Origin of the sequence: Nonomuraea sp. NPDC049750 (genome assembly GCF_040659625.1) — a bacterium.
In the GTDB taxonomy this organism is placed as follows: domain Bacteria; phylum Actinomycetota; class Actinomycetes; order Streptosporangiales; family Streptosporangiaceae; genus Nonomuraea.
Map to the genome: position 1 here is coordinate 34,061 of NZ_JBFANB010000016.1, position 19,713 is coordinate 53,773.

Below are 19,713 nucleotides of genomic sequence, written 5' to 3' on the forward strand. Positions count from 1 at the left end.
GATCGCTACTCAATACGTACAGGCCGGCGCGATGCCCGGCTGGATGATGACGCCTGCCGACCGGCGAAATTCGGCAGGCACGCTCCCGCGGCCGACACACAGCACTTTCTGGGTGCCCGATAGGTTGACCAGGACGGCCTGACAGCCGGGCAGCGGCTCGTTGACGAATGCGTCGATCTCGTACTGCTGCACTGGATACTGCCGCGGACTCTGGCAGGTGGGGTACGAGATGGTGACGGCGGCTGTGCCGCTGATCAAGGTCAGCCGCCCGGTGGCCGCGTTCGCCGCACCCGCGGTGCCCACCACTGCCACGCAGGCCAATGCCGACGCGGCGAGAAATGCCTTCACTGTCGATTTCATGGGCCAAGTGTCAATCGCGGTTGGCCGCCGATCCAGGGCATTGACCGGACATCAGCAATGCCCGGCCAGACGATCATCCGGAGAAGGCGGCGCGCAGTCGGGACCCGTTGACGATGAAGGCGACCGCGGCGAGGGCGAGCGCGCAGGTGGCCTGCAGCATGGCGAACCACACCGTGGTGACACCGGGGATCAGGTCGACGCCGATGATCGCGAGCGGCATGATGATCGAGATGATGCGTACGCGGAGAAAGGCCCCTCGCGCTCCCCGTGCGGCGAGGCCGGTCAGCCAGTAGGTCACCGCCGCGCTCGCGAGTACTCCGGCTGATCGGCCCCACATGAACGAGGTCACCGTGTGTCCGGTGATCGCGAGGATGGCGACCGTGATGAGGACCGCGGCGCTGAGCGCTCCATAGGCCGCGATGAAGATCTTCGCCTTGCCGAAGGCTCGCTGGGTGGCTTGATGGTTGGTGGTTTCCATGTCTCTTCTTCCCTCGTGTCGTCTGGAGTGGTGTCGACGTTAGGGAGCGCATGAGTGGCGCGGTATCGGCCTGGACGTACAGGTGAGTGGGGCTAGACCCACTCCACAGCCGATCTGGTGGGGACCAGGGGCGGGTGCGGTGCACAGTGGAGGCACCAAGCCGTACTGGCCGGATCGGCGCAGGGTCATGAAGTGAGAAGGAAGAATCATGCGACAGTGGATGGCGAGCGCCGGTGTGGGGTTCGGGCGAGCGTGCGTCGTGGTGGTCGTCGCCATGCTGGTGCCGGCCGTGTGGGGCGCTGCCGTCGCGCTGTGGTTCTGGTGGTGGGGCGGAAACCCGTGGTCGGGGATAGCGCCGTTCATATGGGCGTGTATCGGCACGCTCGCCCTGTCCCGCCCGGTGTGCCGAATGGTCCGCTCCCTGGTCGCGAAGTGGACGGGCACTGTCATTCCCGCCGGATATCGGCAGACCGGACCGGTGACGCAGATGGCGACCGGGCACTGGTGGAACGGCTACTCCTACGAGCGCACCAGCCGGGACGCCCGCATGGATCTGCAGTGGCGAACCCGGTGGCGCGATCCCGCGGTCTGGCGTGACCTGCGGTTCACGGCGATCGTACCGATCACCGCGGGATTGATCTGCGCGATTCCGCCGGCTGGCTTCGCGGCGGCGGTCCTCGGGTTGTCCCAGCCGACGCTCTCCGCGCGCCTGGTCGGGGTGCTCGGCCTGGCCGTGGCGATCGGCGGCGCCCCGTACGCCTGGCGGTCCGTCGAGCCGGTAGCCGTCCGCTTCCTGCGCGCCTCACCCGCGACGGACCTGGCGGACCGGGTGGACGAGCTGACGGCCCAGCGCGCGGACATCACGATCGCGCAGGCCGCCGAGATCCGCCGGATCGAGCGGGACCTGCACGACGGAGCGCAGGCCCGCCTGGTCGCGCTCGGGCTCTCCCTGGCGACCGCGGAGAAGCTGATGGAAACCAACCCCGACCAGGCCAAGGCCCTGATGCGGGAAGCACGGGTCGGCGCCGCCACGTCACTGACCGAGCTCCGCGACCTGGTCAAGGGAATCAACCCGCCGGTGCTGAACGAGCGCGGACTCGTCGACGCCGTACGCGCTCTCGCCCTGGACAGCCCCCTCGAAGCGACGGTCAGCACCGACCTTCAGCTACGCCTGGACCCGCCGATCGAGTCCGCCGTGTACTTCGGAGTCGCCGAACTGCTGACCAACGCCGTCAAACACGCCCATGCGACCCGGGCGCGCATCTCGATCGCCAGGGATGGCACCGGCATCGTCGTTGACGTCGAAGACAACGGCCGAGGCGGGGCCGGCATGTCAGCCGACGGTGGACTCGCGGGGCTCCGCCGCCGCCTCGCGGCCTTCGACGGCACTCTGCGGATCACCAGCCCGGTGGGCGGTCCGACCTGTGTGAGGATGGTGGTGCCATGCGAATCGTTGTAGCCGAAGACCTCTACCTCCTGCGCGATGGGATGGTCCGCCTCATCGAGGCGTACGGACACCAGGTCGTGGCGACGGCGACCACCGGGCCCGAGACGCTCGACGCGCTGCTGAAGTGGCGGCCTGATGTGTCCGTCGTCGACGTCCGCATGCCGCCGACGCAGTCGGACGAGGGCCTGCGGGCGGCGCTCGCCGCCCGTCGCGAACTGCCCGGACTGCCGATCCTGATCCTCTCTCAGCACGTCGAACAGCTGTACGCTCGCGAACTCCTGGCCGACGGCGCCGGAGGCATCGGCTATCTCCTGAAAGACAGCGTGTTCGACGCCGACCAGTTCATCGACGCTCTGCACCGAGTCGCCGATGGCGGGACCGCCATGGACCCGGCCGTGATCTCCAAGCTGCTGTCCAGCGGGTCCTCGACCCGGCGGCTCGGCGGACTCACCGAACGCGAACACTCCGTGCTCGGCCTCATGGCCGAAGGGCTGTCCAATCAGGCGATCGGCCAGCGGCTCTTCCTCAGTGAAAGCGCCATCAGCAAGTACACGACCTCCATGTTCGGCAAGCTCGGCATCGCCGATGACGACGGCAGCAATCGCCGCGTCCTCGCCGTCCTCACTTACCTCAACGAGCCCTGACTTTCGGCCTCGCCTCGCACAGTGACTCGCACAGTGACTCGCACGGTGGCTCACGCGATGGCTCGCACGGTGAAGAGGGCGCGGTGCAGCATGCCCCGCACCCGCCTGATACGCCAATGCGCGGTTTGCGAGAGAAGACGTTCATCGTGGCCGGCGGGGCGACCGGCATCGGCGCTGGTACCGCGGTCAGGCTCGCCGAGGAGGGCGCCAACGTCGTCGTCGGCGACATCAACCTGCCCGGGGCGGAGTCCACCGCCGCCAAGATCACCGAGGCGGGCGGCTCGGCGATCGCGGTGCACTTCGACCTCGCCGACGAGCCGTCCATCAACGCGATGGTGGCCAGGACGATGGAAGCGTTCGGCGCGGTGCACGGCCTGTTCAATGTCGGCGCGGATCTCTCGCCGGGCAATCTCGGGCGTGACAAGTCGCTGCTCGACACCGATCTCGACGTGGGGGAGCGCACCATGGACGTCAACGTGGTCGGCTACGTACGGACCGTCCGCGCCGTCCTGCCCCACCTGCTCGCGAACGGCGGGGGCAGCATCGTCAACACGTCCTCGGGCACTGCCGTGAGCGGCGGCGACCGCAAGCGCCCCGCCTACGCGGCCTCGAAGTCGGCCATCAACGCGCTCACGCGTCACATCGCCGGGAACTGGGGCTCCGCGGGCGTGCGCTGCAACGGGGTGATGCCCGGCCTCGTCATGGGCGAGACGCAGAAGGAACAGAACGACGTCCAGCTGCAGAAGATGTTCCTGGAGATGGTCCCCACGACCCGCCTGGGCCGCCCGAGCGACCTGGCCGCCACCGTGGCCTTCCTGCTGTCGGACGACGCCGAGTGGATCAACGGCCAGGTGTGGGCCGTCGACGGCGGCGCCAACATGCGCGCCTGAACCGCCGTATTTCGCGCCCGACCCACCCCCTGCGGAGCCGAAGGGCGCGCCCGAACCACCGCCCGTGGAGTTGCGGCCAAGCGGTGGAGCCCAAGTCCTAACCCACCTGAGCGAGACGTCGCATCAGACGGCGGGCCGCCCAGATGAGGACCGCGAGCGCGAAGCCGTACACGGCGACCAGACCGTGGCCGTTGTCCTGCAGAAACCACATGAACAGCCCGAGCACCGGGACGCCGACCGCCAAGACCCGCTGCTTCACAGCCCTGGTGAGGGTCAGCAAGGCCAGGGCCAGGGACGCCCCGAGGAAGTAGGTGGCGCCCGAGCTGCCGGCGAAGTTACGGGGATCGGTGCTGGGACCGCCCATGCCGAGCAGGGCGTCGATGCGTTCCGGGAGGAGGACGCCGGCCAGGAAGAGGATGGCGCTCGTCCACGTGCCCCAGAGCCACTGGGCGAGCGCCGCCACGATGGCGAGGGTGGCGATGTTCCAGACGGCGCCGCCGACGCCGCCGTTCTGCAGGAAGACCGACGTGAACACCCGCCACCAGCCGCTCTTGGCGGGGTCGTGATCCAGCGCGGCCATGGCTCCCGGCCAGGACAACTGCAGCACGACTCCCGCCACGGCCAGCGTCGTCAGCACCACGGCGACCCACGGGACGGGACGCCCGCGCACCATGTCACGCACCGGCCCGCCCCCGAGCGCGCCGAGCCCGCAGTTGATCATCATCACCATCAACGCGGCCGTGGTGGCGAAGAACAGCAGCCCGTCCAAGGTGACCCACCTTTTCTAACAGTGTTTGAAACCGTACGGCTCACGCTAGCACACGATTCAAACACCGTTTGAAAACGGGATACGGTAGGCCCATGAAGCTCACGAAGGAGCGGATCGTCGAGGCCGCGATCGACGCGTTCGCCGAGGTCGGCTACCACGGCCTGTCCATGCGCCAGGTGGCCGAACGGCTCGGCGCGCACGCGGGCAGCCTGTACTACCACGTGCGCAACAAGAAGGACCTGCTGGCGTTGGTGGCCGACCGCGTCTGCGGGCAGGCCTACGACGCGGGCACCGCCGCCCTGACCGCGCTCCCGCCCGGCGCCACCTGGCAGGACGAGATCCAGGCCCAGGCCGGCGCGCTGCGCCACGTCATCCTGCGCCACCCCAGCGGCGCGATCCTGCTGGCCGACAGCCCCAAGATGCTCAGCCCCGGCGCCCTGTCCCTCATGGAACGCCTCCTTTCCACCCTGGAGGGGGCGGGCGTACCCGCCGGGCCCCGCATCGTCGCCGCCGACACCCTCCTCAGCCACGTCACGGGGTTCGTCCTGCAGGAGCAGGGCACTCCTCCGGTACGGGACCTCACCCCGGACGCCTACGCCGCCCTGCTCGAACGCTTCCCGCGCGTCTTCCAGGAGGCGCCCGGGATGAGCCAGGACGAGAAGTTCCTGCGGAGCGTCCGCCTTCTGTGCACGGCCTTCGAGTCCCTCATCGAGAAGTGACACGGCGAAAGCCACCGACGCGACTCGCACCCCGGCGGCCTAAGCGTCCGCGTCCCACGGCTCGGCGGCCCAATCGTCCGCGGCCCGCGCTCCGGCGACCTAGTCGTCTGCGGCCCGCGGCCTGTCGGCCTAATCGCCTACGTCCCGCGCTCCGGCGACCTAATCGCCTGCGTCCCGCGCCCCGGCTGCCCAATCGCCTGCGTGCCGCGGTCCGGCGGCCTATTCGTCATCGCCGTCGCGGGGCTCGGTGAGCAGCTTGGGAAGGATGCCCAAGGTGATCCCACCTGCGGCTCCGCCGCTGAGGAGGGCAGTCGGCCACGAAACACCGGTGGCCAGCGTGAGAGCGCACGCGATCGCCGCGACCAGCGCGGTGACGGTGAGCACGACAAGTCCGGGCAAGGAAAACATGGGATTCACTCCAACGGTGGCGCCACCGGGTTGCCGGTGGCTGTCTGCTCGTCCGTCCAGAACGCGATCAGTTCCTCAGCGGTGAGCTGATCGGCGGGGCGGTTGGGAGGTGTACGTCCCGTGGTCAACGCCCACGTGGTCACCAGCAGGATCAGCAGTTGGTCATCGTCGTGGACCCAGGGCGCCGGGGGCTGGCCGGGCCGCTGACCGCCGGTGACGCGTAAGAACGAATGCGGGGCAGTAGCGGCGCATGCCATGAACTCTCGTCTCCATCGTCGACCGGTCGGGATGCGCTCAACGATGCGGCACCCGCCGGCCCGCCGCCATCACTCCAAACGTCTCCGGACAACGTCGGATTAGATGGCGGCGCTTAACGGAGGCACGTAGCGGTCCGTGCCCGTGGCCTTGCCCTGGCCGTGCCCGTGGCCTTGCCAGCGGAAGCGGAACCCCCCTTCGTGTCCCGGTCACCGCGGGTTCCGGTCGGCTCCCACGTACTCCGACTTCATCCGGTCGCGTCCGGTTTTATCCGGAGCTGTTCGGGTCGCTCCGATCTCGTCCGGGATCATCCCAGCCGCAACCACTGGCCAATTGCCCCCGATCCCGGACGGGGCGGGATATGCGATCTCCCTCAGCCCAGCCCCCGGTTAATGCCAATATGACTCCCGCTACTACCTGTAAATCGAAGATCACTCATTTTCCGGCTAGGGGCGATGGCTGAAGAACATCGCGTTGCGGCGCTGCGCGCCTTCGTCGACCAGTTGAACGAGTTGGTCGAACTGGCTGGCTCTCCAACGCTGGACAAACTACGCAAACTATCGAAATCCACCGGCGTCGCCGGTTTATGCAGAGAACTGGCTGAAAGCACCACGCACGACATTCTGACCGGCAAACGGAAACGCGTGCCGGACTGGGAATGGGTGTCCTCGTTTGTGACCGTTTGCACCATGGCCGCTGAGCAGACCGGGCTGGATGTGCAGGTCATGGGCGACACTCAGGCTTGGCATCAGCGATGGCGAGCCGCCCGCGGCATACGGCCGGATTCGGCGGGTACGGCGGGCATAGCGGGTACGGCGGGCATAGCGGGTACGCCACATGCCGCCGAACTCTCGCCAGTCGCCACTCCCCCACCTGCTCAACAGGTGGATGCGCGGCAGCCGCATGCGTGGCAGCCGCATGCGTGGCAGCCGCATGCGTGGCAGGCGGATGTGCGGCAGCCGGATGCGCGGCAGGCGCCGATGGAGCCTGCCCCATGGTCGGCGGCTGGCCGGCCGACGGTTGGACGGCTCACCTCGCCCGCCGTCATCCGGAAACCGGAACAGCAGCCGCCGACCAAAACCGCGCCAGAGCCGCCCGCCAAGACCATGTCAGAGCCACTGACCAAGGCCATGCCAGAGTCGCTCGCCAACACCATGCCGGAGCCACTGACCAGGACCGCGCCTGAGCCGCTCGCCAAGACCACGCCGGAGCCACTGCCCGCGGCCACACAGCGGCTACTCCAGATCTACGGCCGGATCGGCACTCGCCTGCTGCGCCGAACCGATGCCGGCAGCGGACAGGACTGCATGCGCTTGGCGGTCATAGCGCTGTTGAAAGGATGGCCTGACGAGGCCCACCACTGGCTGCGCCAAGCCCGCGACGCCGGTCAGCATGAGGCTTCCGAGCTGTTCAATCACCCTCATCGGCGCCGAGCCGCCGCCGAGCTCGCCTACGGCTACGGTCATGAATACCAGAGCACCAAACAGCCCAACATCGCGATGTTCTTCTACCGGCTGGCAGGCGACGGCGGCCACGCCGAGGCCGCCTACCAGCTCGCCCTGATCCATCAGAGAAGGGGAGAGGACTGCGCGGCCGCGAGCTGGTTCCGCCTCGCCGACCTGTGCGGACACATCCGGGCGGGCACCGAGCTCGACGATGCCTCCGAACGACTTACGCAGACGCCCTGGAGCGCTGACGACGCGCTGCCCCCGCACTGGTTGGAGACGCCCTCTGGCTGGAGCCGCCCATGACGGCAAAAGGCATTCTGCCCGACCTCCATCATGGGGTGGAGAGATCGAGCGCGATTCACCCCTTTGGCGATGAGGCGGACATGGGCTGGGACGAGGAACTGAGCGAGGCGTTCGGGCTCCTGCTGGGCAGGAGGCTCGCCGACTACGACCCGGCGGCGACGTACGCGGTCTACTACGGTGGCGACGTCCTCAACGAGATGGCGCCGCCCGCTGACTGGCTGAGCCCCGTCGCGCTCGCCGACCCGACGCCGAGGCCGCTGCCCGACCCCGTCTACCTCGACGAGGACCACCAGGAGTACGCCTGGCACTTCGACCTGAGCAACTCGTTCGTCCACTTCGACGAGGAGGTGCTCGACGGTCCGTTCTCCGGCGCTTTCGGGGACGACGTCCGCGCCGCCGCCGCCCTGGACGGCGTCGACCTGCTGATCCGTGGCGCGGACCTGTCTCCCCTCCTGACTCGCCACGGCATCGACCTGACCGCCGAGGACCTCGGCGACTTCCACTACTCGATCACCGCGACCCTGCGCCTGGCCACCGACGGCACCCTCCTGGACGCCCTGCGCGCCGCCACCTTCACCCACCGAGGCCCTGCCCACCTCATCCCCATGGGCGGCGACGACGGGTACGTGGAAGAGGCCGAACCCCAATGGGAAAAGGCCCTCCGCCCCATCCAGAACCAGGCCCTCCGCGACCACCTCCGCTTCCACTGCGTGGGCGACGCGGACGCCGTCTCCGCGGGCGCCCAGTACCTCGCCACCACGGAATGGCCCCCCGGCAGCGGCGCCGTCGAAGACCTGGGCGCCACCCTCATCGCCGGCTGGAGCTTCGGCGAATATCAGCACGGAGCCGCGGTCGTCCGCCTCCCTAGCTCCTGAAATGACCGGTGGGAGCCCGCCCAAGGGCTCCCCCCTCATGCGACGCGCCTACCACTTGCCGCCCGCCTGCTGGCGGGTCGGCGCGTTGAGGCGGTTGAAGGCGTTGGTGATGGCGATGTTGAGTACGAGTGCGGCGAGTTCCTTCTGGTCGAAGTGCTTGGCTGCCATGTCCCACACCTCGTTGGGCACCGGATCGGGCCGGTCGGCGAGCCGGGTGATGGCCTCGGTCAGGGCCAGCGCGGCGCGTTCCTCCTCGCTGAACCAGGGGGTCTCACGCCAGGCGACGACGGCGTGGGCCTGTTCGTCGGTGGCGCCGTGGTGGCGGAGCTGCTGGGCGCCACCGGCCACGCAGGGGCTGCAGCCGTTGATCTGGCTGGCTCGCAGGTGGCACAGCGCCAGCAGCTTCCCGTCCACTCCGGCGCCCACGATGGCCTTGTTGACGGCCATCAGCGCCTGCATCGCCTCGGGGATCAGGGTCGCCGGGTTCGGCATGCGTTCGGTGGGCATCGCTTTCTCCTTCGTGGTCATGTTCTGAGCGAGTGTTCTGAGCGAGTGTTCTGACGGGTGTCGGCCCATGTGGTGACGGGTGTCCGTCGCGTTCCGACGGGAGTCATCTGACCACCGGCGCGTCCGGAACCGCCCCGTCCGTGGGACAGCGTGGGACACCCGGAATGCGGCCCAGCTGCGGAAACGACCCTCTGTTCCGTAACAGCGGGCTGGGACGGGTACCGTGTGCGGGTGTCGAGCGCACCTGAGCACCTGACCGCCCAGCTCACCCAGATCAAGGAGTTGAGCGGGCTCAGCGTGCGGGCCCTCGCCCGCCAGGCGGGCCTCAGCAGTTCCTCCCTGTCCCGGTACATGACCGGCCGGCTGGTGCCGCCGTGGGAAGCCGTCGTGGCGCTGTGCCGGGTCGTGGCCCGCGATCCCCGTCCGCTGCGCACCGTGTGGGTCGAGGCGTCCAAAGCCGGCGCGGCGCCCAGCCCGCGCCGGAACGACCTTCCGGCCGACCTCGCCGACTTCACCGGACGCGAGAGGGAGGCGGCGCTGGTCGAGGAGCTGCTGCGTACCGCGGGCGCGGTCGCGATCGACGGCATGGCGGGCGTCGGGAAGACCAGCCTCTCCGTGCACGTGGCGCACCGGCTCGCGCCGTCCTTTCCTGACGGTGGGCTCTATCTCGACCTGCGCGGCTTCACTCCTGGCCAGGAGCCGTTGGAGCCGTCGGCCGCGCTCGGCCGGCTGCTGGGCGCCCTGGGTGTCGCGCATCCCCCGGCCGACACGGTCGAACGCGCGGCGCTCTGGCGGTCCGAACTGTCCCGGCGTCGGGCGCTCGTCCTGCTCGACAACGCGGTCGACGCGGAGCACGTACGCCCACTCCTTCCTGGCGCGGGCAAGTCCGCGGTGCTGGTCACCAGCCGCAACCGGCTGGTGAGCCTGGACGGGGTGCCCCCGGTGTCCTTGGAGGCGCTCCCCCCGGCGGACGCGGCGTCGCTGTTCGGCCGGGCGGCCGGGGTGGACCTGACCGAGGAGGAGGCGGTCGCCCAGGTGCTGCGGCAGTGCGGCGGCCTGCCGCTGGCGCTGCGGATGGCGGGCGCGAGGCTACGGCATCGGCCGGGTTGGACGGTGGCGGTGCTGGCCGAGCGGCTGCGGGACAGCGCCAGTCGCTTCGACTCGGTGTTCGGCATGTCGCTGCAGCAGCTCGACGCGGGACAGCGCCGGGTGTTCCGGTTGCTGGGGGTGCTGCCCGGCGCCGATTTCGACGCGGCGGTGGCGGGCGCGCTCGCCGACATGACGCCGGACCGCGTCAACGCGGTGCTGGAAGAGCTGGTGGACGCGCATCTGGTCCAGGAGCCCTCGCCCGGACGGTATCGGCTGCACGACCTGATCCGGCGGTACGCGGCGGACATCGCCGCCGATGAGGAGCCACAGGCGAATGCCGCCGTACACCGTGTCCTGAGCCACTATCTGGTGCAAGCCACCACCTACGATCGGACGCTGCCCCTGCCGCATCGCAACGAGGGCGATCCGGCGAAGGCCATGGCCTGGTTCGACACCGAGTACGCCAACCTGATCGCCTGTTTCGACGCCGCTGTCCGGCTCGGCGCGGACGAGGTGGTGGCGGAGCTGCCGCCGGCCATGCGCGTCTGGTTCTTCCGGCATCGCGGAACCGACGACCAGATACGTCTGCTCGACGCGGCCGCGGCCGCCGCCGAACGTCTCGGGCGCGACCAGCAGCGTGCCTCACTGCTCATTGATCTCGGGTTCGCCCGCGCCGCCGCCGGACGTCTCACCGAGGCGCTCGCCGCGTACGAACTGGCCGAACAGTCCGGTGTGGCCGATGACGAGCTGGCCGGCGCGCTGGCACTGCGTACCGGCTTCGTCCGCCGGGATCTGGGCGACTTCGAAGCGGCACAGGCGAAGTTCCGGCTGGCGCGCCTGCTGTTCGAGAAGACCGGGCATCGCTCCGGACTGTCCCAGGCGCTGGCCTTCGACGGATGGGTGACCCTCCACCTCGGACGGCACGGCGAAGCCGCCGAACTCGCCCGCGCGTCACTGGCTCTGGCCGATGGGCCCGCCCGGATGACCGGGCTGGTCACACTCGGTGTCGCCCTGGCACCGGACGACCCGGCGGAGTCGCTGCGAGCGCTGCATGAGGCGTTGGAGCTCGCCGAGGCTCAGCACAACAAGGCGTGGTGCCACAACTATCTCGGTGTCGCGCTGCGCGTCATGGGTTCGCTCGACGAGGCGCTCGAACACCATCGACAGGCCTTCGAGCTGCTGGAACCGCTGGCCGAGGCCCAGCTGGAGATCGACTTCCTGCCCGCGTACGCCGAGACGTGCCGTGCGGCGGGCCGCCACGACGAGGCGCTGGCGCTGCACGAGCGCACGATCGAGCTGGCGCGCAAGCTCGGGCGGCCGCACAACGAGAAGCTCGCGCGTGCGGCGTACCAAGCCACCGCGGGCGGCGTCCCAGCCCGCGAGCATGGAACGGAGCCTCGTTTCCGCAGCTAGGCCGCGTTCCCGATGTCCCACGGTGTCCCACGGACAATGCGGGCCTTGACCCGTCGGTGGTCAGATAACTCCTGTCGGAACGCACCGACGAACTGCCACCCAGACGGAAGGACGCCCACCATGAGCGCCGCCAAGCAGCCCGCCAAGACCGCCAAGACCGCCACCGAGGCCGACAAGAAGTACGACGGGTTCACCGACGAGGAGCGGAGCGCGATGAAGGAGCGCTCCAAGGAGCTGAAGGCCACCGCCCGGCGCGGCTCGCGCTCGGCCAAGGCCGACGGGGAGAGCGAGGTGCTCGCCAAGCTCGCCGAGATGTCGGAGCCGGACCGCGCCACCGGCGAGCGGCTGCACGCCATCATCAAGGCCAACGCGCCGGAGCTGTCGCCGAAGCTGTGGTACGGAATGCCGGCCTACGCCAGGGACGGCAAGATCGTCTGCTTCTTCCAGCCCGCGCAGAAGTTCAAGACGCGGTACGCCACGCTCGGCTTCAACGACCAGGCGTACCTCGACGATGGCACCGTGTGGCCGACCGCCTTCGCCCTGACGACGTTGACCGCCGAGGACGAGGCGCGCATCGGCGAGCTCGTGAAGCGGGCGGCGGGCTGAAGGGCCCAGCCCACCGCCCGGACGCTCAGGTCTCGGGTGACTACTTTCCCAGGCCCTGGAATCTGTTCTCGATGAAGTCGCCCCATGTCGCGTTCAGCGTCATCAGCTCGCCGTCCACCATCTTCCACTGCCGGGCCTTGTGCGGCGGGTAGGCGAAGAGCACGGACGACAGGCGCCGGTAGCCCGCGGGCATGGGCCGCGTGTGCACCCGATGCGTCGACGGCCGGAAGCGTCCGTCGGAGGCGCTGGTCAGCATGCGGCCGATGTTGCACAGGACCACGTCGGTCTTGGCGATCACCGGCTCGACCCAGGTGCCGTCGTGCAGGACGTACTGGAGGCCCTGGTCGGAGGGGGGAAGCTGGAGGCCGAGCATCTGGATCCCCGAGTGCTCGTGCGCCAGCACCCGGCGGTCGCCGACGTCCCGGTAGTTGATCACCCGCAGGTTCGTCGCGTCACGCGACAGCTCCAGCTCCGGGGTGCCGTCCGGCAGCATGCCGCGTACGACCTCGCCGAAGCGGGAGATCAGCCGGAACGCGATGTCGAACACCTCGGTGGCGGCGGTGCCGAAGGCCGGGAAGGCGCGAATGAGGTCTCCGGCGCCGGGCGGCTGGTCGGAGATCATGGCTCCGCTGACGTGAATGAATTCCTTGGGATCCGGTACGCCGTTGGCCAGCCGGGGGATCTCCGAATTGTACGGGAAGAATCCGTGGGTGCCGCCGACGCCTAATTGCGGCACGGCTGTGTGCGTGTAATCGGAAAGACTCGGCTCGGTCGACGCGCAGGCCGCGGCGAATTCGTTCATCATGGTCTCGACGCGGGCGCCGATACCGGGAACCTCGGCGGCCATGAATCCCCATCCGGTCAGCTGCGACCTGATGGCTTCCGTGGCGGACGTCATGTCCGCCTCGATTTCCGCCGACCGTACCGTGGGAACGCGACCACTGAGTTCCAGGGGAGGGATTTCCATTGTCACTCCATTTCTCGATGATCTTTTCCTGTTTGCGGTTCGTACCTTTCATTGGGGGGCGGCCAAGAAAGACATATTTTTGCGGCGTAAATAAAGCGGATCAATTCCGGTGATGCTTACATGGCCTTCGGCGGCGCGGAATCCAGCCCCAGCCGCTGGGCGACCAGGGCCACCTCCGTCCGGTTGGAGCAGTTGAACTTCACCAGCAGGTTCGAGACATGCCGTTTGACGCCGTGGATGGATATCCCCATGGCCCGGCCGATCTGGTGGTTGCTCATCCCCCGCAGCAGCAGAGTCAGCACGAAGTGCTCCCGCTGGGTCAACTTCCCGTTCAGGTGCGTGTCCGGGCCGTGCGACGTAGCGGGCACGTCGCCGCGGAGCAGCCGGTCGAAGGTGCGGGCCAGGCTCGCGACATTGATCTCGTCCCACAGGAGGCAGTCGGCCACGCCGTGGCGCCAGGCGAGGCGCGAGACGATCTCTCCTTGCTCCCGCACGAGGGCCAATATCCTCGGGCGGTTTCGCCGGGGACCGCCGTCCAGCACCTCCGGCAACATGGTGAGCGGTATCACCGCCACGTCGAAATCCTCGCCGGCGAGCCGCGATCTGGCCTCCGCCGCGCTCCGCCCGACCGCGGCCTTGGCGACGTTCGGCACCTTCATGAGCAGCAGCGGCAGCCCGTAATAGGAGACCTCGTTCATGGCAAGGCAGAAAACCGACAGCTTGGAGCACCCTGCCCGGTGGCCGGAAAGGGAGGCTGGGAACGGCCTGGTGACCTCCAATGTTCTCGTACTCATCGCATGATCCTCTCTTCTTGATCCATGAACCGCGGATCCCGGATTCGGTCAGATGTTCGGTGGCTTACCTGAGGTCATTGTGTTGAGGAAGTGCTGGTAGAACCGGTCGGCGTCGACCGCGCGCGCACATCTGACAGGCCGCCCGTCAGGGAGCCGGACGATCCGTCCCTGGCTCTCTCCTTGGGTGATCACGTCGCAGCGCACTGTCTCGAACGTGCAGATGTCGGGTTCGGCCAGGTAGGAAGTGGTGAGGCTGTCCCAGCAGCAGTACGGCAGGCCGGTGGTCTCCAAAGTGCCGAATGTCAGCGCGAGCAGCGATCCGGCGAGGTCGCTGACGTGCCACCCGTAGTGGCGGCCGAAGGCCCGGACGAAGTCGTGGGTCACCGGCACGAGGTTGGTCACGTCCAGGGGGAACATCGTGATGGGGACGGAGGAGTCGAAGACCCGCTTGAGCGCGTCGGGGTCCCAGAAGACGTTCCATTCCGCGCTGCCGTCGTGATCCGGCTGTCTGACGTTGCCGGCGACGTCGAGCGCGCCGCCCATGAAGACCACCTCCTCGATGCGTGACTCGACCTGCGGGTGATGATCGAGACACCAGGCGAGGTTGGTCAGCGGGCCGGTGGCGAGCACGGTGACGGGAGCCGGCGCCCGCATGAGCCAGGTGGCGAGCTGTTCGTGCGCGGGAAGCGCGTCCGCGTCGCCGGGGCGCTCATCCTTCTGATTGAGCACGGGTAACGCGTCCGCCCGCAGGGCGTCGATCCGCCAGGCGAGCGGGAACGGGTTGCGTCCGGGCAGCACGCCCATGGCCGTCGGCACGTCCCTGCCCACCAGGTCGAGGATCTTGTGGGTGGCCGACAGGGCCGGCCGGGGAAGGCAGTCGGCGGGGGTCACCGCGACTCCGCGCAGGTCGACGTTGTCGTACTGGGTCAGCAGGAGAAGCGACAGCAGGTCGTCCGGTGCGCCGTCCTGGTCGAACAGAACCTGACGGCGGCGCCTCAAGGTGTCAGTCACGGTGCCTCACCAGGTGGAAGGAGAAGTCGGTGCCCCGGTGGTAGTCCTGGGAGTACAGCAGCGGCCGGCCCGCGCTGTCGTGATGGGTCTGGATCAGCAGCAGCCACGCGCCATCGGCTTCGAGGCTGCCGATGCGCTCCGCCTGTGTCTGGCTGAGGGTGACGGCACGGACCTGGGTGATCGCGTACGCGATGTTGTGGCCGTACTCGGTGAGCAGTTGGAACAGCGACCCGGTCCAGTCCACCTCGTCCAGCGGCCGGCCGATGAGCGAACGGGGGAACAGGTCGATCGAGTAGAGCAGCGCGTCGTCCTGATAGCGGCGCAGGCGCTCCAGGCGGACGATGGCCTCGCTGCCAGGTAGCTGAAGCAGTTCGCGCTGGTTGCGGTCCGGTTCCGTCGCCGCGATGTCCAGCACCGTGTTGACGCCGGTGTAGCCGCGGCTGGCCAGCATCTCCGTCACGCCTTCGAGGCGGGTCAGCGGGCGGTCCAGGCTGGGCTGAGCGGTGAGATACCGGCCGTCGCCGTGGCGGGACTGGATGAGTCCTTCCTGCTCAAGGAGCTTGAACGCTTCTCTGATGCTGGTACGGCCGACGTCGAAGAGGGTGATGAGCTCGTTCTCCGAGGGCAGTCTGTCCCCGGGGCGCAGCCCCTGTTCGACGATCAGCGCGTGGAGCCGATCGCGTACCTGAATCGCGAGGGTGGGGTGTCGTCGTGTCACGTGGTTCTCTCCTGCCCGGGCGCACCTTGCAGGGGAGCGACACCGAGCTCTGCGGCTGATGGATAACTGGGAGCACAGAACCGGCGCGTGACGGAAACGGCTGCCACCCGGCAGGCGAGCCGGACTCCTTGCGCCAGGCTCGCGCCGGTGCAGAGGGCGGCCGCCAGGGCCCCGGTGAAGGCGTCACCCGCGCCGGTCGTATCCACAGCGTTCACGCTGGGTACGCCGATCAGCATAGTGCCGTGGTCGTCGATGATCTCGGCACCGTGCTCGCCACGGGTGACGATCACCGTGCGCCCTCTGGTTCTGCGGCGCAAGCACTCCACCGCGTCGTCGGTGTCCTCAGCCGGCGCGCACTGAGCCATCGCGGAAGGAGCCATCGCGGAAGGAGCCATCGCGGAAGGAGCCATCGCGGAAGGAGCCATCGCGGAAGGAGCCAGCCCGGACAGAGCCAGCGCGGACAGCTCGCTCTCGTTGAGCACCAGCACGTCGGCCCGGCTGAGCAGGTCCTCTCCGGTTTCGCTGAGGAACGGTCCGGCCGGGCTGGGATTGAGCAGGACCCGCACGTCCGGCGAGGCAGCGGCGGCCGCCGCCGACGAGGTCGCCACGGGGATCTCACCCTGCAGGACGAGTACGGAAGTGCCCGGCAGTTCGGACACTGTGGCGGCCGCCCGGGAAGGGGGAAGCAGATTCGCCGCCCCCGGCCAGGTCATGACGATCTGCTGACCATGGGCGTCGACGTAGACGAAGCTGCGCCCGGTCGCGATGCCGTCGGCCGTGGCGCAGCCGTCGACCTCGACGCCGTCGGCGCGCAGCGCGGCCAGCGCCGTCAGCCGGTCTGTGTCGTCTCCCAGGCAGCCGACGAAGCGGGTGGGCGCGCCCAACCGAGCCGACGCGACCGCCACGTTCGCCGCCTTGCCGCCGTGCGCGGTGGCGTAGTCGACGGCGTCGACGCTCTCCCCCTCGGCCGGCAGGTGGTCGCCGAACATGTAGAGGTCCACGGTGTAGGCGCCGATGGCGAGGACGGTCATGAGCCGAGTCCCAACGCGCAGGGGGCGATGCTGTCGGCGTCCAGGCTCACGTGCACGTTGGGGTGGCGGTGCGCGAGGGTTACCGGGAGCTGCACCTCGGGTTCGGTGGTGAGCAGGAGAACCCGCACGATGTAGCGCTTCCAGGCGCCTCCGTCGGTGATGAGGTGCAGCCGCCGGGCCGACAGGATCTCCGACATGCCCAGGGTGATGGCCATGCGGGGAATGGCCTGGGTGTAGCCGCCGGTCACCCGGTGGGAGTGGGCCATGATCGTGTCGTCGAGCAGCGGGACGATGCGCGTGGTCGAGGCGGCGAACTCCTCCAGGCCATAGTGGTGCCAGCGCGTGGTCGGCGGCTCGTTGAAGGCCAGATGTCCCCGGTAGCCGAATCCGGCGAAGCAGGTGTCGGCGCCGCCCACCTGGCGCAGGCGCGCACCGTACGCGTCGGGGTCGAAAACGTCCGGGTAGATGATGTTGTCGGGGTGGGGCCGCAGATCGGGGTCGAGCAGCTGGTAGAGGTTGCGGTCGCAGTAGCCGCGGAAGCTGAAGGGGTGTGACGGATCCACGGGCCGGCCCTGCCAGTCGAGGAACTCATCCATGTGGAAGGCGAACACCTCGGTCCAGCTGATGCGCTCCTGATTGCAGATGCGGGCGAGGATGGGATATTGCGCCTTGGGGCCGACGGGGAGGATCCAGCGGGTGGGCTCGCCGCGCATGTTGTTCGCGCGCAGCTCGTCGGCCATCTGGCGGGCCAGCCGGTGATAGAGCTCGGTGGTGTCGGCGTACACGGTCAGGGGGTGGCGGGCGATCGCCGCGAGGTCTTCGGCGGGCATGGACAACTGCTCATCGGTGAGGTCACTCGACTTGTCGGGATAGGGGTAACCAATGTGCCGCTCGCTGACGTTGGTCATGTCACTCCTCCTCACAGGGGCGGGGAGAGCAGGAATCTGGACAGGACGTTCCGGGTGACGCGTCTGATGTCGCCGTCGCAGCAGGCGAGGCTGGCAACCCAGTTGATGGATCCGGCCGCGAACACCGCGCCGCCGTTGCCGAGGCGTCGCAGGGTCATGTCGGCGCGGACGGTATGTGCGCCCAGCGCGGCCTCCTCGGTGGCCGGCTGGTAATGGTGGCTGTGCCCGCCCGCGGATGTGGCCAGCAGCAGGGTGCCGGGCGGGGTGCCGAGCTCTGGCGCCGCGCGGTCGATCTCGTCTCCGGCCGCTCCGCCGAGCGCGAGCCCGCAGCGGCCCACGGAGTCCGTCTCGACACCGGCGAAGATCCAGGACGCGTCGTCGCGGTAACTGTCGGGCAGGCGGGTGTAGCCGGGTGCCGGCCCCCAGCCTTGGGCGGCGAAGCCGACACCGAGGAGCTCCTGTGGTGCCAGGCCCCGGTGGCGCCAGAGCCCGCCGGGCTCGCCGGTGGAGGTGAGGACGTCCTCGCCCGGCTCGTTGTCCCACCAGTCGCCGGCGCGGCCGCGGCGCACCTCGATGGCGTGGGGGTGGCGGGGGTCGACGCCGGTCACCCAGTAGAAGCCGTTGCCGCCGAGGTACATCAGCCGTCCGCCGCCGGATACGTACGCGCTCACGGCCGTGCGCTCCGGCGCGCTGATGTACTCGGGGTGGCTGCCGGTCATGACGACGCGGTAGCCGGCGAGCAGATCGGCTCCGCCCGCGTGTACGTCCTCGTCCGTGAGGACATCGAAGGCGAACCCCTCGGACCGCAGCCAGCGCAGGAGCAGAAGGTCGGCGGAGAAGTGCCGTGGCGCTCCGGTCATCCACCAGCGGTAGCCGGGGGCGAAGTTCAGCACGGGGCGGCGCCCGGAGGAGTAGTAGACGGGGCCGCCCTCCTGCCGCTGGTCGTACAGCGACAGGCCGAGCTCCCGGTGGTCGTTGAGGTAGACGTCCGTCGGCGAGAGCGTGATCCCGTGGTCGGTGACCCGCGAGTAGTCCCCGAAGTACTCGGCCTCGCTGAGCTGGCGATGGTTGGCATAGGCCAGGTAGGTGAAGGTGGGCAGGACGACCGCGACCGGCGCGCGATCCGGACCGGCGGGACGGACGACCACCGGGATGACGCAGGACTGGCTCCGGGTCCGCAGGCGGATGCCGAGCACGGTGGAGGTCGTCTCCTCCGGGATGGTCAGCGCGCACGTCTCTTTCCATCGGGCGTCGTCGAGGTCTTCAGGACTCAGCTGTACGGCGGTGCGATCCGTGCCTCTTCCCGGCCCGATCAGCCCGGCGAGTGGCCGGTTGACCGCGCGGGCGTGATGGCCGTTCCCGCTGATGTCGGTGACGAGGCAGGCGCCCGGATCGATGGAGGCGTCCCAGAGGGCCAGGACGTCCTCACCGAGGTGCTTGGCCAGCTCGGCACCGGTGGTCAGGTCGAGCAGCGGAGCGCACGTGGTGATCAGGCCGCTCGTCAGCATCGGCAGGGCGATCCGCCCCACGAAGGAGCCGGCTCCTAGCCGCAGCTCTCCGGTCCCGTGCGGCAGCGCCAAGCCCGCGGCATGCGCGCGCACGCCGCCGTCGGCCAGCCGCACGGTGGTCGTCGACGGCGTCGCCTCCCAGGCCGCCACCAGCAGCGACCAGGATCCCCGCTGAACGGCGGTGTGCCCATGGCAGCTCAGGAGTCCCGATGCCGTCTCCACACTCGCCTCGGCCCGGTTCTCCTCGTCCAGCGCGAGCAGCAGTCGCCAGCCGGGTGTGCCCAGCTCCGCCACGACCTGGCGGGTGCCGAGCCGGTGCGGGCGAATCCACAGCGCGACACTCCCCCTGGCGGGCACCGGGACGGAGGCTTCCAGGCAGGAGCCGGTTTTCAGGGGTTGTGGCGCGAGGGAGACGGGTGCGGCCGGGGTGCGGGTGGTTTCGTCTATCAGGTCGACGAGGTCCACGGTCCCGGCTCCCTGCGGGCCTGCGGCGTACAAGGCCAGCCGCTGTCCGGGGACGGCGGACCAGCGGTCGGCATACCCCATCAGGCGCGGTTCCATCCGC

The 19,713-nt window shown here is 69.1% G+C and carries 21 protein-coding genes; 8 read left to right on the forward strand and 13 right to left on the reverse strand.

The window, feature by feature from the left end; translation table 11 throughout:
- Positions 1–9: 9 nt before the first annotated feature.
- Entirely contained in the window at positions 10–348 is a 339-nt protein-coding gene (locus AB0J16_RS34550; RefSeq protein WP_358547305.1) for a hypothetical protein, read from the reverse strand.
- A gap of 85 nt (positions 349–433) precedes the next feature.
- A complete protein-coding gene (locus AB0J16_RS34555) occupies positions 434–838 on the reverse strand; it encodes a hypothetical protein (RefSeq protein ID WP_358547308.1) in 405 nt (134 codons plus the stop codon).
- 208 nt (positions 839–1,046) lie between these two features.
- Between AB0J16_RS34555 and AB0J16_RS34560 the strand changes: the two genes are divergently transcribed.
- The 3 genes from AB0J16_RS34560 to AB0J16_RS34570 all read left to right on the forward strand — a co-directional run bounded on the left by AB0J16_RS34560 (position 1,047) and on the right by AB0J16_RS34570 (position 3,819).
- Positions 1,047–2,297 carry a sensor histidine kinase gene (locus AB0J16_RS34560; RefSeq protein ID WP_358547311.1) on the forward strand — a complete coding sequence of 417 codons (1,251 nt, stop codon included), beginning with the start codon at positions 1,047–1,049 and terminating at the stop codon, positions 2,295–2,297.
- Complete coding sequence (locus tag AB0J16_RS34565; RefSeq protein ID WP_358547314.1) at positions 2,282–2,929, forward strand: response regulator transcription factor; 648 nt, start codon at positions 2,282–2,284, stop codon at positions 2,927–2,929. Before AB0J16_RS34560 ends, AB0J16_RS34565 begins: the two co-directional genes overlap by 16 nt.
- Before the next feature lie 116 nt (positions 2,930–3,045).
- Positions 3,046–3,819, forward strand: a complete 774-nt coding sequence (locus AB0J16_RS34570) for an SDR family oxidoreductase (RefSeq protein WP_358547317.1) — start codon at positions 3,046–3,048, stop codon at positions 3,817–3,819.
- Between the two features lie 97 nt (positions 3,820–3,916).
- Here AB0J16_RS34570 and AB0J16_RS34575 read toward each other — a convergent pair whose 3' ends face one another.
- Positions 3,917–4,588, reverse strand: a complete 672-nt coding sequence (locus AB0J16_RS34575; protein ID WP_358547320.1) for a hypothetical protein — start codon at positions 4,586–4,588, stop codon at positions 3,917–3,919.
- Positions 4,589–4,680: 92 nt separating this feature from the next.
- Here AB0J16_RS34575 and AB0J16_RS34580 point away from each other — a divergent pair, with 92 nt between their 5' ends.
- Positions 4,681–5,307, forward strand: coding sequence for a TetR/AcrR family transcriptional regulator C-terminal domain-containing protein (locus AB0J16_RS34580; protein WP_358547322.1), 627 nt, complete (start codon positions 4,681–4,683; stop codon positions 5,305–5,307).
- A gap of 219 nt (positions 5,308–5,526) precedes the next feature.
- On the opposite strand, the gene AB0J16_RS34585 is transcribed toward AB0J16_RS34580, so the two are convergent.
- A complete protein-coding gene (locus tag AB0J16_RS34585) occupies positions 5,527–5,706 on the reverse strand; it encodes a hypothetical protein (protein ID WP_358547324.1) in 180 nt (59 codons plus the stop codon).
- A 14-nt stretch (positions 5,707–5,720) separates the two neighbouring features.
- Positions 5,721–5,972, reverse strand: a complete 252-nt coding sequence (locus AB0J16_RS34590; protein ID WP_358547326.1) for a hypothetical protein — start codon at positions 5,970–5,972, stop codon at positions 5,721–5,723.
- 453 nt (positions 5,973–6,425) lie between these two features.
- On the opposite strand from AB0J16_RS34590, the gene AB0J16_RS34595 reads away from it, so the two are divergent.
- Positions 6,426–7,721: a hypothetical protein gene (locus AB0J16_RS34595; protein WP_358547328.1), complete on the forward strand. Its 1,296-nt coding sequence runs from the start codon at positions 6,426–6,428 to the stop codon at positions 7,719–7,721.
- 80 nt (positions 7,722–7,801) lie between these two features.
- The gene (locus AB0J16_RS34600) at positions 7,802–8,596 is read left to right on the forward strand and encodes a hypothetical protein (RefSeq protein ID WP_358547330.1); all 795 of its coding nucleotides are present in this window, start codon (positions 7,802–7,804) and stop codon (positions 8,594–8,596) included.
- A 48-nt stretch (positions 8,597–8,644) separates the two neighbouring features.
- Here the strand turns inward: AB0J16_RS34600 and AB0J16_RS34605 are convergent, their stop codons facing one another.
- Positions 8,645–9,103, reverse strand: coding sequence for a carboxymuconolactone decarboxylase family protein (locus tag AB0J16_RS34605; protein WP_357941693.1), 459 nt, complete (start codon positions 9,101–9,103; stop codon positions 8,645–8,647).
- A gap of 231 nt (positions 9,104–9,334) precedes the next feature.
- Between AB0J16_RS34605 and AB0J16_RS34610 the strand changes: the two genes are divergently transcribed.
- Positions 9,335–11,605 carry a helix-turn-helix domain-containing protein gene (locus tag AB0J16_RS34610; protein ID WP_358547333.1) on the forward strand — a complete coding sequence of 757 codons (2,271 nt, stop codon included), beginning with the start codon at positions 9,335–9,337 and terminating at the stop codon, positions 11,603–11,605.
- 120 nt (positions 11,606–11,725) lie between these two features.
- Positions 11,726–12,211, forward strand: a complete 486-nt coding sequence (locus AB0J16_RS34615) for a DUF1801 domain-containing protein (protein ID WP_358547336.1) — start codon at positions 11,726–11,728, stop codon at positions 12,209–12,211.
- Between the two features lie 40 nt (positions 12,212–12,251).
- Here AB0J16_RS34615 and AB0J16_RS34620 read toward each other — a convergent pair whose 3' ends face one another.
- The 7 genes from AB0J16_RS34620 to AB0J16_RS34650 all read right to left on the reverse strand — a co-directional run bounded on the left by AB0J16_RS34620 (position 12,252) and on the right by AB0J16_RS34650 (position 19,709).
- A complete protein-coding gene (locus AB0J16_RS34620) occupies positions 12,252–13,178 on the reverse strand; it encodes a 2OG-Fe(II) oxygenase family protein (RefSeq protein ID WP_358547338.1) in 927 nt (308 codons plus the stop codon).
- Between the two features lie 116 nt (positions 13,179–13,294).
- Positions 13,295–13,876: a LuxR C-terminal-related transcriptional regulator gene (locus tag AB0J16_RS34625; protein WP_358547341.1), complete on the reverse strand. Its 582-nt coding sequence runs from the start codon at positions 13,874–13,876 to the stop codon at positions 13,295–13,297.
- A gap of 144 nt (positions 13,877–14,020) precedes the next feature.
- On the reverse strand, positions 14,021–14,983 hold the full coding sequence (locus AB0J16_RS34630) for a nucleoside hydrolase (protein WP_358547344.1): 963 nt from the start codon (positions 14,981–14,983) through the stop codon (positions 14,021–14,023).
- Complete coding sequence (locus AB0J16_RS34635) at positions 14,976–15,701, reverse strand: GntR family transcriptional regulator (RefSeq protein ID WP_358547346.1); 726 nt, start codon at positions 15,699–15,701, stop codon at positions 14,976–14,978. Before AB0J16_RS34635 ends, AB0J16_RS34630 begins: the two co-directional genes overlap by 8 nt.
- Positions 15,698–16,732: a ribokinase gene (locus tag AB0J16_RS34640; RefSeq protein WP_358547348.1), complete on the reverse strand. Its 1,035-nt coding sequence runs from the start codon at positions 16,730–16,732 to the stop codon at positions 15,698–15,700. Before AB0J16_RS34640 ends, AB0J16_RS34635 begins: the two co-directional genes overlap by 4 nt.
- Positions 16,729–17,640 carry a hypothetical protein gene (locus tag AB0J16_RS34645; RefSeq protein ID WP_358177036.1) on the reverse strand — a complete coding sequence of 304 codons (912 nt, stop codon included), beginning with the start codon at positions 17,638–17,640 and terminating at the stop codon, positions 16,729–16,731. Before AB0J16_RS34645 ends, AB0J16_RS34640 begins: the two co-directional genes overlap by 4 nt.
- 11 nt (positions 17,641–17,651) lie before the next feature.
- Entirely contained in the window at positions 17,652–19,709 is a 2,058-nt protein-coding gene (locus AB0J16_RS34650) for a N,N-dimethylformamidase beta subunit family domain-containing protein (RefSeq protein ID WP_358547350.1), read from the reverse strand.
- Positions 19,710–19,713 lie beyond the last annotated feature (4 nt).

Coding starts and splice junctions, on each gene's coding strand:
- AB0J16_RS34555 (WP_358547308.1), bottom strand. CDS start 838: ATGGAAACCACCAACCATCAAGCCACCCAGCGAGCCTTCGGCAAGGCG.
- AB0J16_RS34560 (WP_358547311.1), top strand. CDS start 1,047: ATGCGACAGTGGATGGCGAGCGCCGGTGTGGGGTTCGGGCGAGCGTGC.
- AB0J16_RS34565 (WP_358547314.1), top strand. CDS start 2,282: ATGCGAATCGTTGTAGCCGAAGACCTCTACCTCCTGCGCGATGGGATG.
- AB0J16_RS34570 (WP_358547317.1), top strand. CDS start 3,046: ATGCGCGGTTTGCGAGAGAAGACGTTCATCGTGGCCGGCGGGGCGACC.
- AB0J16_RS34580 (WP_358547322.1), top strand. CDS start 4,681: ATGAAGCTCACGAAGGAGCGGATCGTCGAGGCCGCGATCGACGCGTTC.
- AB0J16_RS34590 (WP_358547326.1), bottom strand. CDS start 5,972: ATGGCATGCGCCGCTACTGCCCCGCATTCGTTCTTACGCGTCACCGGC.
- AB0J16_RS34595 (WP_358547328.1), top strand. CDS start 6,426: ATGGCTGAAGAACATCGCGTTGCGGCGCTGCGCGCCTTCGTCGACCAG.
- AB0J16_RS34600 (WP_358547330.1), top strand. CDS start 7,802: ATGGGCTGGGACGAGGAACTGAGCGAGGCGTTCGGGCTCCTGCTGGGC.
- AB0J16_RS34605 (WP_357941693.1), bottom strand. CDS start 9,103: ATGCCCACCGAACGCATGCCGAACCCGGCGACCCTGATCCCCGAGGCG.
- AB0J16_RS34615 (WP_358547336.1), top strand. CDS start 11,726: ATGAGCGCCGCCAAGCAGCCCGCCAAGACCGCCAAGACCGCCACCGAG.
- AB0J16_RS34620 (WP_358547338.1), bottom strand. CDS start 13,178: ATGGAAATCCCTCCCCTGGAACTCAGTGGTCGCGTTCCCACGGTACGG.
- AB0J16_RS34625 (WP_358547341.1), bottom strand. CDS start 13,876: ATGAACGAGGTCTCCTATTACGGGCTGCCGCTGCTGCTCATGAAGGTG.
- AB0J16_RS34640 (WP_358547348.1), bottom strand. CDS start 16,732: ATGACCGTCCTCGCCATCGGCGCCTACACCGTGGACCTCTACATGTTC.
- AB0J16_RS34645 (WP_358177036.1), bottom strand. CDS start 17,640: ATGACCAACGTCAGCGAGCGGCACATTGGTTACCCCTATCCCGACAAG.
- AB0J16_RS34650 (WP_358547350.1), bottom strand. CDS start 19,709: ATGGAACCGCGCCTGATGGGGTATGCCGACCGCTGGTCCGCCGTCCCC.